The following is a 12,854-nucleotide window of genomic DNA, read 5'->3' as shown; positions in this document are numbered from 1 at the left end:
TCACCTTAAATCGGACCTTAAGGTATACCTTTGTTTTTATTTCTTGATTTATTAATCATTTCAATGATCCGGATGATCTCTAAGGTTTCTTCTGCTGGGACGGGGCTTGTTTTTTCTGTAAAGAAGAAAATAATTTGCTCTAGGAGGCTTGCGTAGAATGGCTTTGTATCTTTTGTGATATCTGCGTTATAGAATCCATGTTTCGTATGAATGGTTGCCCCGAAGCGGGAATGCCATTCGTACTCTCCTCTTAAAACGGCGAGTCTGCCGTCGGTCCATTCAAGGATGAGCGTTTCGTACTCTTCATTAGAACTAACCGTCACACGGTTAACGCCTACTCCCATTGCAGCGATGACCATTTCCAGCATATGAATTCCATACCAGAAGTAGCCGGGCATGAGCTCCTGCATAGGCAGGGGCCCGTGAACGTAAATGCTGTTTATATCTTTATTGATCGTTTCTAGTAGCCTATGAAATGAGTCTGCGTATCGAAGGGAAGAGGAACTCATAATAGGAACATTGTGTTGTTTTGATAAAGAAAAAAGTTCCTGTGCATCTTCCGAAGATAAAGCGAGTGGTTTATCGATGAAAACAGGGAGTTTATAGGGCAACAGCTCCTTAAACAGCTCGAGATGCTTCCTCCCATCTACAGCTGTTAATAGAATAGCCTCACTTGAGGCAGCTGCTCTATGAATCGATTCTACAATGTTAATCTTAAACTCCTGTTCTAAAAACTTTGTATATCCTTGAACACGATCTTTGCTAATCGGCAAGTCTTCAGAATGAAACGGAAAAGCAGAGGAGATTGTTCCTCCTGCTACGTGAAAGGGATGATACGGATCGTTTAACAATCTTGTGAATTCAATGCAATGAGAAGTATCAAGGCCAATCAAGCCAATTTTTAGAGGGTTCACAGTATAGCCTCCTTATGCTTTAAGTGATGTCTTTTCCACCAGTTGGTACACTTGTCGTGGCCGGCCCCTTGTCGACATCTTTTCCATACCTATAATGGTAATAATCTGTGCGTCTAACCATTTAAGTATAATTCGGTGGGCACTTCGGGCTGTAATTCCCAAAGTTGCCGCTAATTCATGGGCCGTAAACTGACTGTCTTGTTTCCTTTTGATCAGTGCAACAAGTTTGTGCTGATAGATAGCCGACATTCCCGCTTCTTCAGCTTTTTTTAGAAGAATATCATCGGTAATGTAAAGTGGATAGGAAAATGGGGCTGCCAATTCAACCGGCCCAAACACACTTCTGTCTTCTTTGACAATAAAACAGCTTTCGCCACCAAAGTCTTTTGCCTGCATTAAGGCAATCCGGGCATGAGTACCAGCTTCATTCGCTGACATTCCAAACCCAACACCCATGGATAACTTCAGCTTTAATTGTTTCTTAGCCTCTTCAATGATGGGTATCCATTTATAGCCTTGTGTAATGCGTTCAAAAGCCCCCCTTGTTGTTATAAACATGTATTCATTCCCGCTTAAGGTTGTTAAATGGCCCTCAAGCTGCTCAATATAATCAAGAATGATACGATTTAAACGCAGATTTTGCCGTTGAATGAGATGTTCAGATGCCATTTGATTGACAAGTTCATGGTAGCCATCAATTTGAATTAGTCCAAAAACAATTTGAGATTCACGATTCCTTCGTTTTTCGGTTGATAGAAGGGCTCGTTCTAGTGTAACTATGATATCTTCCGCTGTCGGCAACGCCCATTGATTAGGTATATTCAATCCAGTAAGCTCATCAGCAACCACTTTTATACCTGTAATTGCACAATTTGCCGCTCCAGAAGCGAAGGCGTCTTTGTGGAAGAGAACAATGTCCTTTATTCGTTCAAGTGAAAAAGTCCCTTCATAGAAAGAAATTTGAAATTCTTCATTCAATTCATTTAACGCACGCCTAACCTCTGCAGCAGGTAAAATATCGATTGATAAGCCACTAATCTTTGGACCAGATTGCTTTAAGGCATACAAGGCCCTATATAGACCTGATCCTTTTAAGGGGATATAGTAAGCCGGTTTATAGGGGAGGATTTCCTTTTTAGACAAATGATATGGGGGCCAGCCCGAATATAAGAGTACATCTACTTGAGGAGCGAGCTCTTTTGTAAATGATGGCGCATCATAAAGGTTGTTTGACAGCCGGAAAATAGGCTGAAAATTAGGGAACATTTTTAAGGATTCATTCATTTTTTCATAAAGCCATTCAGGTCCGATAACCCCAATCTTAATTTGACTGTGCATGGTGGATCCCCCCGGTAAAAAAGTTGAACACTCACCCTAAGGAAAGTGTCCAGCATTTTAGTTCTTTTGATAGTTGGATTATAAATTCTAAACTGGCCTATTTACTTGACTCAAGTAATACTTTCTTTACAAAAGCATCATCATTTAAATGCGGATAATCCCTGTAAACACGATTAATTTCGTCTGCCTGGCCGGAACTTAGCTTTTCTTTTTCAAGAAGACACCAATTGCCTTTTAGCAAGCCTTGCCGGGCTAGTACCTCGTTAATCCCCGCAATGCATCCTTTAAAACCATTGGCTGAATCGAAAAAGGCTCCGTTCGCATCGGTAACTTCTTGGTTTAAGGTTAGGAGGGAAGCTGGGATCTTCCCAAGGTCCCTTGCTATCTTAATTGCATCAAAAAGTTCGACTGCTTTTTTCGTCCAAACAGCCCAATGCCCTAAAAGGCCGCCAATAATTTGCTTATTAAAGGGATGGCCTTCTACATTAAATTGATAGGTGGTTAGTAGATCATTGACGATGTTATCGTCATTACCTGTATACAATGCAATATCATTACGGCGAGATGAATGACAAACGGCTCTCACAACATCTAGAGTTTGATACCGGTTGAAAGGGGCCATTTTAATTGCATAAACGTTGGGGATCTCAGCAAACTCTTTCCAAAAATCATATGAAAATGGGCGCCCTCCTACAGAAGGCTGTAAGTAAAAACCGAATACTGGGATCACTGCGGCTACTTGCCTAGTCCGCTCAAGAAGCTCAGCTTCAGTCAGGGTGGCTAACCCGCCATTGCTCAAAAGTCCTAAGTCATATCCCAAACCTTTGGCTGTTTTTGCTTCTTCTAAAGCTTGGTCTGTTGGACCGCATAATCCAGCGATCTTTATAAAAGGGCGGGTGAGATTCTTCTTAGTTACTTCTTCTACAGCCAGACGCAAAACCCTTTCGTAGAGGTTAAATTCTGGATCGCGGATTTCAAATTGGGTCGTATGGACTCCAACCGCTATTCCTCCAGCACCTGCATCAATATAATAGTTTGTTAATCTTCTTTGACTTTTTTCATCCAAAGTTCGGTCTTCATTAAGGGCCAGCGGATGGGCAGGAATAACAGTTCCGCCAAACAATAGTTTTTTGATTTCTTCTTTTAGCATATTAAAAGGCCCCTTGTCGTTCCTGAAAGTGGGTAGGTTTATTTAAGACAAACCCATCTTCTGCCACCCATTCTGCTGTCCAGGCTATCATTTGATTTAATGATACCTTTGGGTAGCCAAACGCTTGATGGGCCTTTGCGGAATTATTTAGTAAAGCAGTGGGCTGTTCTTCGCTTGTGAAAGAAACTTCTTTTTTAAATGCCTTTCCAAATTGCTCTGCAAGCCATCTGATTGAAACCGTCTCAGGACCAGTAGCGTTCAAAATCGTGGGAGGACTGTCCGCTAGCAACAGTGATCGAAGGGCATATTCATTGGCATCGCCCTGCCAGATAACATTGACATGGCCCATTGTTAAATCGATCGTCTTTTCTGCAAACACTTGTTTTGCGATTTCTAAGAGAACCCCGTAACGCATATCAATAGCATAATTCAAACGAAATATAGTCATTGGGCTATTGTTTTTATAGGAGAAATTCGTAAAAACCCGTTCTCTTCCAAGACAGGATTGGGCATACTCTCCAATAGGATTGACAGGCTGGTCCTCGTCACAGCCTGCCTGTGTGACAGGTACTAGCGGATACACATTGCCAGTTGAGAAAACAACCATTCTGGAGTCTGGGAATTTATCAGCCACACGGCCTGGTAGATAGGCATTCATTGCCCAGGTATAATGTTCATTTCCGTTTGTTCCAAATTTATTCCCAGCCATGTAGATAATGTTTTTAACAGTGGGAAGCTTTTGCAGGTCGCCGTCAGTCAATAAGTCAGCTGCAATTGTTTCGATTCCTTCTTTCTCGAGTTCCTCTTGAAGAGAACCTGATGAAAATCGTGAAACACCGAAAACTTTTTTTTGTAAATTTCCTTCCCGGATAGCACGTACAGCCAGTTTAGCTAGCGTTGGCCCCATTTTGCCGCCTACACCAAGGATCATAATGTCACCATCGAGCTTCCCTAGATCATAGATTAGCTCTTTTGAAGGTATGGTCATTACTTCTTCTACTTCTGCGATAGTTTTCATATTTTTTCACCTCTATGTTTTTATTTAAAGAAGATGTTAATGATGTTATTAACTGCTAGTAAAATAAGGACAATTAATCCAGTTACGCCAATGATATTTTTCCAAAGCGTATTTTTAAGGGAACCCATGATCTTTTCATCATTTGCAACCACAAGGAGGGCGATGGCGATAAAAGGAACAATAACGATGGTAATGGCCTGAGCAAAGATAATCATGTTCACGGGTGCAGAGCCGAAAATGATGCCGATTAGAGATCCGAAGGCCATCACGAGCAAGATAAAGCCCTTTACGGCTTTGGAAGATAGTTTGCTTCCCATTCCAAGACCGTCAGATAGCATGGTACCGCCGATTGTCGCATTTCCCATAAGGGACGAGAAGGATGCTCCGAAAAGTCCAATCATAAATAAAACAGTAGCCCAGTTCCCGTAAAGCGGTTCTAATGCTAAACCCATCTCGGAAACAGAGTTAACAACGACGCCTTGTGGCTTTAAGATTGTAGCTGCACAGAGCATAATCATTAAAGATATAAAGCCGAGAATGAAAATTCCCAGATAGGTTTCTTTCATGCCTGAGTTTTTGTGCTTCAGTGTCCAGCCTTTTTCCTGAACTAAATAAGATTGATAGCATGCTCCAACTATAGAAAAGCTTGTAGCTGTGAGGGCAATGATGAGAGGCAGTGATCCATCCGGTATGATTGGTACAAAACCAGCAAATAAATCGGTAATGGAGGGCTTTGTTAAAATTAGTGTTACGGCAAAGGATACAAGCATGACAAGGACAAGACCGAGCATTAGCCTTTCTAGGATCTTATAAAAGTTTTTTGTGAATAAGAGGGCCATTCCAAGTAAAGTAATTGATGTAATCCAAAAAGTAGATGAGAGTCCTGCAATAGAGGAGACGGCTAACCCAGAACCTAGTGCATTACCTGCCTGGAAAGAGGCTGTAACGAGAAAGGCACCAAATCCAATTAATATAGCCGCCGGCTTTCCCCATTTATTTTTCATTACTTGAATAAAAGATTCATTAGCAGCCAAGCCAATTCTTGTACTCATCTCAGTAAAAATCATCATAAAAATAACAACAACCATAAGAACCCAAATCAATTGCATGCCATAAATGGCACCGATTTTTGAAGACAAGGTCAAACTGCCAGGTCCAAGTACAAGAGCTGACGTGATAAAGGCAGGACCCAAATGACTTAAATAACTCCGTTTAGCTTTTAACTCTTGACCAGGTGCCACCGCATTTTTGTTAATACCAGACTCCATCAATAAATCCCCCTTTGAAAGATGATTTCGAAAACACTCACTAATAGTTTTCTATAAATTCAGAATACTGCTTAACTATATGTTAAAGACTCTATTAAATAAAGCCAATGTCTTTAATATGTCTTTAATTACGTTAAGATCTTACCAGCCGCACAGGTGTCATGCATGCTTATGAATAGCACTAATGTCCGCTTAAAGAAAAGCCTTACCCTCTTTTATAGGTAAGGCTTATTTTTTGAGAACGATCCAACTTTCTGGATCAGGATGCAACGAAGATAAATCGCTGTGGGGCATTCCCGATGTAAGAGAAGGGGTAACATGTTGTAACGGTTAGGATCTCTCTGGGGGAGTGTTTCTGATAACGGTTGTATCATCTGCATCCACAATTTTAATTGATTCAATCAGATAGCGGAATTCATCATAACTCATCTTGATGATAAAACCAGTTTTGAAGTCAAATTTCATTTGGGGAGAACCTGTTTAAATTTTTTCAGCGGCTTTGATCGTTTTTTTCTCTGAGGATTTATCAGCTGTATAGATTTCATTAACCGCAAACGCTATAACTAACAGCCCAGACAACATAAGAACAAGGAAAAAAACCCATATTCCAATCCCCTTAAAATAGCATTTTTGCATTCATAAAAATGGTAATTATAACCGGTAAGGGTGACAGGCACCATCCAATTTTTTGGATGGTGCCTGTCACCCTCAAGTCCCCCCAATTATATTTATGGTAGTATTCTCCTACATGGAGTTTGCCAATATCCAAAATTAACCTGTTATAATAAAATAAACTTGATCTAAGTGGGTGAGGGCAAGGCAATGAGTAACAATATAATGGAACAAGTAAACCAATTGAATCGGCCTTTTGAGAGACATATTTTTTATCATTATGACAACCCGGAATGTTATATTAACAATACTGTTTCTTATATTGCTTCTGGTGTCTGTAAAGGTGAGCATGTTATGCTAGTTGAAAATGAACGGAATTATCGACTAATTCTTGAACAATTAAAAACAAAGGTAGATAAGAATCAATTAGATAAAGTACATTTCATAAATAATTTCGACTTTTATTATGCCCACGGAAACTTTCATCCTGAAACAATCCTGTCCGTTTTCTCCCAAAATATCGAGGCTTATCTTGGGGATAACAAAAAAGTACGAACTTGGGGCCATATTGAATGGAGAGATATCGAGGAGATTTCCGGCTGCATCGAAGAATATGAAAAGGGCGTAGACAAGATGGTTGATGATCATAGCCTCGTTTCAGTATGTGCCTATGATGCCAGCAGGATCACTCCCTCTCTAAAAGCAACATTAATGAGATGCCACAAAGTCATGCTTACAGACGATGAAATCATTTACCTATCTAAAGATGCCGTCTAATAGAGTGACAGGCACCATCCAAATAATTTCTAGGTGACAGGCACCATCCAGTTAACTGGATGGTGCCTGTCACCGATAAAGGGAGGTATTGCCTATGAATACGGAGAAGCAGCTTTTGAGTTTGATTAATGCGACGAAGGCTTTGACGTCTACTCGGAATTTGGATGAGGTGCTGCAGCTTTTGATTAAGGAAGTTTTGAGTGTGTTTGATTGGGCTGATGCCAGTGTTCTCTTTTTGTATGATCCCCATAAGAAACACTTAAGGGCCAAGTCTGCTGTAGGGTTTAATATGGAGTTTTTGAAAGAGGTAGCTTTGCAGCCGAATGAGGGAATGTCTGGTAAGACGTTCCAATTAAAGCAAGCGCAGCTGTTTACTTCTAGGACGGACACTTCCAAAGGTATGTCGGACCTGACAGTTCAGAACATGGAGCTTTACCAAAGTGCACTAGGAGAAAATCATATGGTCCCGACAAGCACGATTTGTGCTCCTTTAATGAACCAGCATGAATGCTTTGGGGTACTGACAATTGACAGTTTCTCAGAAAGTGTTGAATTTACCCATGATAATTTGATGCTATTGCAGACATTCGCTAATCAAGCGATGATTGCGATAGAAAATGCCATGCTAATTTCTCAAAATAACCGCTCCAACCATATTCACAGGGAACTGACAAAGGTATATATGTCCCATCAAGGATTAGCGAAGATAACAAAGACCCTTGCTGATTTGATCCATAAACCAGTCGGCGTAGCGAATGATTTTTTTGATTTATTATCCAGTACCTCTGAGTCTTTAAATGAAATTAGCGAGTTGGTAAGGGATGAAGCTTTATTATGGGACGAGCCGCCTGCACACAAGCAGGTGATGGTGAATAATATTTCCTATGATGTCTACTTTTTCGCGATAAAAATTGAAGCAGAACTAACTGGAATGCTAATCGTGGCAGCCGAAAAAGATGAAGTTCTTGATGGACTTGATCTTTTTGCGATTGAGCAGGCGACCACTGTGTTTGCTCTAGAACTGCAGTCTCATAATCAATACATATCGAGTCAGTTCAGCTATGAAGGATATTTAATGAAAGAAATCTTAAATCAGCCTGAGCAAAGCATGCGATTTTTAAAAAAGAAAGATTTGTACCGGAAAAATAACCGCTACGTTCTGCTGACAATTGAGATTGCCAGTGAGCTATCAGGGATTAAAGAGATACACGGAATAAAACAGAGCTTTTCAAGGCTGCTCTATCGCCATTTAAGCCTGTTTCCATACAAGTCACTTGTCTATGAAAATTCGATGCAGTGTTCGATTCTTCTCATCATAAATGAACGGATGGATGAAAAAGAAATCGACCGTACAGGCCGCGACTTGGTGAATGAGCTAAAAAGCAGAAGCAAACTAACGATTCTAGCTGGGTTGGGAAGAAGTTTTTCAAATATGAAGGAGATTTCCTACTCATTACAAGATTCTATTAAATGTATCGAGTATTTAAAACAGGTGAATTCTCGTGAGAAAGATTTCATTAACTACCTAGAATTGGGAGGTTACAGGCTTTTTCTGAATATCGATCCGCAAGAATTAGAGAGTTTCCTAAAAATGAATCTGGAAAAGCTTCTGGATTATGACAGGGAGCATAATGCAGAGCTCGTGAAAACTCTTGAAATATTTTTGGCGCACAACCAGAGCACCAGAAAAACGTCGGAAAATATGTTTGTGCATGAAAATACGATTAAATATCGCATTAATAATATAAAAAAGATTTTAGGTGTCAGCCAAATTAGCGGAGAGATTGGCTTTGAACTAAATCTAGCCTTAAAAATCAGAAGTTACCTTAATAAGTCGCATTTGTCTAATTAAGACAAATGCGGCTTATTTGATTTGTCTAACACGACATGTAGTTAGTTTTCAGAATAATATATAATAATCAGTAAATATTCAAAGGGGATGTTAATATGGGTTTTTGGATTACGATAAGCATCGTTTTATTTCTCATAGTCGTCATTTCTACGTTTGGTCCAATGTTAGGGCTTTATGGAGAAATGGAATACAAGAGAAAGGAGAAGCGTAAATGAGCATTCCATGGGGCAATATTCTTGTAATTTTAGCACTTGGAGCAGCCTTTATTGCTTCAAGCTGGTATATATCCCGAAAGGTTTCAACAGCTGATGATTATATTTCGGGGAACGGTAAGCTGGGCGTTGCTTTTGGAACTACATCCCTTTTAGCGTTTTGGGTCACAGGCAACACCATTATGGCCGCGCCTGAGGCTGCTTATGGCATGGGTGTGATCGGGGCAATTGCTTATTCCTTCCTAGGAGGAGTAGCGGTTGTCGCATTTTCTCCATTAGGAAAAAGAATTCACGAGGTCATTCCGAATGGAAAAACGGTAGGGGATTTTTACAAAAATCGTTTTGACAGTAAAACCTACTTTTTCTTTTTGATTATGGTATTTATTTATATTTTCGGCTTGCTGATGACTCAAGGGATTGGCGGAGGGCTCTTGTTAGAGCAGATCTTCAATATTCCTTATGAACTGGCAGTAATACTAACATTCCTTATTGTAATTATCTATGCCTCTATGGGCGGGTTTTCATCTGTAACAGGGATTGCCTTCTTCCAGGTTATGCTGATCTTTATTGTTGTCATTGTTGTGCCCCCAATTGTTTATTTTTCAACTGGAGTGGCACCTGTTTATGAAGGGATGCTTGAGTTAGCACCCGAAAAACTGGATTTATTCCTTCCTGCAGGCATTCTGTTTATGTTCGCCGGTGCCATGATGGGTATTGGGGAAGTGTTCATGGATAATACATTCTGGCAGCGTGCTTATGCTGTCCGTAAAGATAAGCTGATGAGCATTTTTGGGCTGGCGGGAATCGGCTGGTTCTTCGTGCCGCTTGCTACAGCAACATTGGCTTTTGTAGCTATTGGTACAGGACAGGCTCCTGATCAAATAAACCAGGTTGCTCCTTATATTGCTGAGATATACGGAGGTAAATTTGTCAGCTGGGTGTTCCTTGTCGGAGTTTGGTCTGCTTTAGCATCGACTATTGCAGCGATCCTTAATTCTCTTGTGTCACTAATTTTAAATGATGTGTATAAAACGATTAATCCAAAGGCTGATGATAAGAAGCTTTTAAAAACAGGAAAATGGTTAACGGTCGTGATTGGAATTCTGGCGCTTCTTATCAGCTTGCCTAAATTCTTAACAATGCTGCAGATGTTGATCTTCCTTGGCGTTATTAATGCCGCCTTTGTATTCCCGATCATTTATGGCTTGTTTTGGAAAAAGCTTAATGCAAATGTAGCATTTGCTGCTGCAGTTCTTGCTGTTATTGGCGGCTATCTTGCTTACTTTACAGTCGGGGATTTACAGGGAGTTGTTACAAGCGGATGGATTTCCTTCCTCGTGTGCTGGATTGGAAGTCTCGTAAAACCTGCCAATTACAATTGGGAGAGGCTTTATCAGGTCGGAAATTCTGCGGAGGTGAAGCGTAAATGATTATTTCACAGGGAGCTTTTACCGTGTTGATTTGGGTTAGCATCATTGGGTCAGGGGCTTTAATGTTCTATATTTTTGGCTATTTCCTGTACGAATTAAAAAAGAAAAAAATCTGGTAGGTAGCGGAGAGGTTGATTGGATGGAAGCTTCAGAGAAAACCTTTTACGATAAATTAATAGAAAACTATCATACAGAACTCAGTCATTCTGGGGTTAGCGGAGAAAGGCTGGCCTCCAGGCTTTATAAGCTGTCGGAAATCGGCTATACCGAAAGTGGCGGAGTGAATCGCCCGGGTTATTCTTTTAAAGAAAAGCAGGCAAAGGAATTAGTGATTGGCTGGATGAAAAATGCCGGTCTAACGATTTCGATCGATGGTGCAGGAAATGTGTTTGGAAAGCTGGAAGGCAAAGGTGAAAAGCCTTCCATCGTTTCCGGCTCTCACGTTGACAGTGTCCCAAATGGCGGGCACTTTGATGGTCCTTTAGGCGTGCTGGCGGCTTTGGAGGTAGTGGAAGCCTGGCGGGAGCAAGGCTATACTCCGGAAAAGCCGTACGAGGTCGTTATTTTTTCTGATGAAGAGGGTTCACGATTCAAAGCTGGCTTAACGGGCAGCCGGGCATATATGGGCAAAATAGATATTGAAGAACTAAAGGGACTTCGGGATGAAAACGGCAAGCCGTTTGAACAGGTTATTACGGAGTACGGAAGCAGTGTTGCGCACTATTTAGATGCCAGAAATAATCCCCGTGAAATTGATACCTTTGTAGAAGTTCATATTGAGCAGGGGAAGGTGCTCGAACGTGAAGACCGTCCTGTTGGAATTGTTAGCGGAATCGCCGGGCCGGCCTGGCTGGAGGTCACCTTTGTTGGTGAAGCGGGACATGCCGGCAATACGCCAATGAAAGGGCGCCGAGATCCACTGGTAGCGTCCGCGTTGTTTATTAAAGCTGTAAAAGAGTTCCCGCAGCAGGTGAGCGACACTGCAGTTGCGACAGTAGGGAAGTTGAACGTTTATCCAAATGGGGTTAACGTTATTGCCCAAGAAGTGCAAATGATTGTTGATATACGTGATATTCATCAAGAAACACGAGATCGGTTAGTCGATTTGATTTTTGCGGAGGCTGAAAAAATTGCTGCAGCAGCAGATATGGAGGTTAAGCTTGTCTGTAACACGAAAATAACCCCGCTGCCTATCCAGCAAAATTTACAGGATAAACTAGCAAAAGCTCTTGCGAAATTTGAGATTGAGCCGACTTATATACCAAGTGGCGCTGGCCATGATGCGATGATTTTGGGCGGCGGCGGAATCTCTGCTGCGATGCTGTTTGTCAGAAGCAAGGACGGCATCAGCCATAACCCAAAGGAATGGACATCTCTCAACGATTGTGTCGCAGTGGTGCATGTTTTAAAAGCGTTTATCGAAGATGTTATGGTAGATTAAATATAGATGGATTAAAGGAGGAGCTATAATGACTTTTTCAATTACGGCTAGATGTGAAAATACAGGACAATTCGGAGTGGCTGTCTCGACAAAGGTTCCTGCAGTGGGCAGCCTTTGCCCATTTGTTGAAGCTGGAGTAGGCGGTATTGCAACCCAGTCGTTTGTTAATCCCTATATCGGAATTAATGGTTTACAGTACCTAAAAGAAGGAGCAACAGCACAAGATGTAATGGATCGGATTTTAAAAGAAGATCCTAACCCTGAGATACGTCAGTTTGTAATCGTTGATAACACGGGAAAGGCAGTAGCCTTTTCAGGTGAAAACTGCGATGGCTGGTATGGTCATACCGTCGGTGAAAACTACGGAGTGGCCGGTAATATGCTTGTTGGAGAAGATACAATACAGGAAGCATCCAAGGCCTTTGCAGAGTCTAAGGGATTGCCTCTTGCAGAACGCTTATTAAAAGCATTGCAAGCTGGTCAAGATGCTGGCGGAGATAAGCGCGGCAGACAATCATCCGCTCTAAAAGTAGTCGACACCGAAGCCTACCCGTTGGTTGACCTCCGCGTCGATGAGCATCCTGACCCTGTAAAAGAATTAGGAAGAGTCTACGAAGTTGCCAAAAAAGAACTCTTCCCATTCGTCAGCATGCTCCCAACCAAAGCCAACCCAGCCGGCACATTCGACTTCGAATCATCCCGTAAAATGGGACTCCTGCAAGACTAAAGGGGTGACTACAGGGTGACAGGCACCATCCAGTTTTCTGGAAGGTGCCTGTCACCCTTTTTTGAGAATATCTAAAGTGAGGAAATTATTTGATGATATAATTAGAAGTGACTAG

10 protein-coding genes and 1 pseudogene are annotated in these 12,854 nt (G+C 41.4%); 5 read left to right on the top strand and 6 right to left on the bottom strand.

Going from position 1 to position 12,854, the window contains the following annotated elements:
* Positions 1 to 17 precede the first annotated feature (17 nt).
* From HRJ06_RS03980 to HRJ06_RS23160, 6 genes and pseudogenes are all read right to left on the bottom strand, one after another.
* Complete coding sequence (locus HRJ06_RS03980) at positions 18 to 914, bottom strand: Gfo/Idh/MocA family oxidoreductase (RefSeq protein WP_174729233.1); 897 nt, start codon at positions 912 to 914, stop codon at positions 18 to 20.
* A gap of 12 nt (positions 915 to 926) precedes the next feature.
* Positions 927 to 2,252 carry a GGDEF domain-containing protein gene (locus tag HRJ06_RS03975; protein ID WP_174729231.1) on the bottom strand — a complete coding sequence of 442 codons (1,326 nt, stop codon included), beginning with the start codon at positions 2,250 to 2,252 and terminating at the stop codon, positions 927 to 929.
* 97 nt (positions 2,253 to 2,349) lie between these two features.
* On the bottom strand, positions 2,350 to 3,402 hold the full coding sequence (locus tag HRJ06_RS03970) for a dihydrodipicolinate synthase family protein (protein ID WP_174729228.1): 1,053 nt from the start codon (positions 3,400 to 3,402) through the stop codon (positions 2,350 to 2,352).
* A gap of 1 nt (position 3,403) precedes the next feature.
* Positions 3,404 to 4,420, bottom strand: a complete 1,017-nt coding sequence (locus tag HRJ06_RS03965) for an NAD-dependent epimerase/dehydratase family protein (RefSeq protein ID WP_174729226.1) — start codon at positions 4,418 to 4,420, stop codon at positions 3,404 to 3,406.
* A gap of 20 nt (positions 4,421 to 4,440) precedes the next feature.
* The gene (locus HRJ06_RS03960; protein WP_174729224.1) at positions 4,441 to 5,688 is read right to left on the bottom strand and encodes an Nramp family divalent metal transporter; all 1,248 of its coding nucleotides are present in this window, start codon (positions 5,686 to 5,688) and stop codon (positions 4,441 to 4,443) included.
* Positions 5,689 to 5,947: 259 nt separating this feature from the next.
* Positions 5,948 to 6,081 (bottom strand): annotated as a pseudogene (locus tag HRJ06_RS23160) (sortase domain-containing protein); the annotation flags it as partial.
* Between the two features lie 429 nt (positions 6,082 to 6,510).
* On the opposite strand from HRJ06_RS23160, the gene HRJ06_RS03955 reads away from it, so the two are divergent.
* The 5 genes from HRJ06_RS03955 to HRJ06_RS03935 all read left to right on the top strand — a co-directional run bounded on the left by HRJ06_RS03955 (position 6,511) and on the right by HRJ06_RS03935 (position 12,739).
* On the top strand, positions 6,511 to 7,077 hold the full coding sequence (locus HRJ06_RS03955; protein ID WP_174729222.1) for an MEDS domain-containing protein: 567 nt from the start codon (positions 6,511 to 6,513) through the stop codon (positions 7,075 to 7,077).
* Positions 7,078 to 7,171: 94 nt separating this feature from the next.
* On the top strand, positions 7,172 to 8,929 hold the full coding sequence (locus HRJ06_RS03950; RefSeq protein WP_174729220.1) for a helix-turn-helix domain-containing protein: 1,758 nt from the start codon (positions 7,172 to 7,174) through the stop codon (positions 8,927 to 8,929).
* Positions 8,930 to 9,140: 211 nt separating this feature from the next.
* Positions 9,141 to 10,571 (top strand): sodium:solute symporter family transporter, encoded by a 1,431-nt coding sequence (locus tag HRJ06_RS03945; protein ID WP_174729218.1) that lies wholly within the window; start codon positions 9,141 to 9,143, stop codon positions 10,569 to 10,571.
* A gap of 139 nt (positions 10,572 to 10,710) precedes the next feature.
* Positions 10,711 to 12,012: a M20 family metallo-hydrolase gene (locus HRJ06_RS03940; RefSeq protein ID WP_174729215.1), complete on the top strand. Its 1,302-nt coding sequence runs from the start codon at positions 10,711 to 10,713 to the stop codon at positions 12,010 to 12,012.
* A 28-nt stretch (positions 12,013 to 12,040) separates the two neighbouring features.
* A complete protein-coding gene (locus tag HRJ06_RS03935) occupies positions 12,041 to 12,739 on the top strand; it encodes a DUF1028 domain-containing protein (protein WP_174729212.1) in 699 nt (232 codons plus the stop codon).
* Positions 12,740 to 12,854: the final 115 nt, after the last annotated feature.

Origin of the sequence: Mesobacillus harenae (assembly GCF_013343715.1) — a bacterium.
GTDB lineage: Bacteria > Bacillota > Bacilli > Bacillales > Cytobacillaceae > Mesobacillus_A > Mesobacillus_A harenae.
This window is presented reverse-complemented; position numbering and strand designations above follow the sequence as displayed.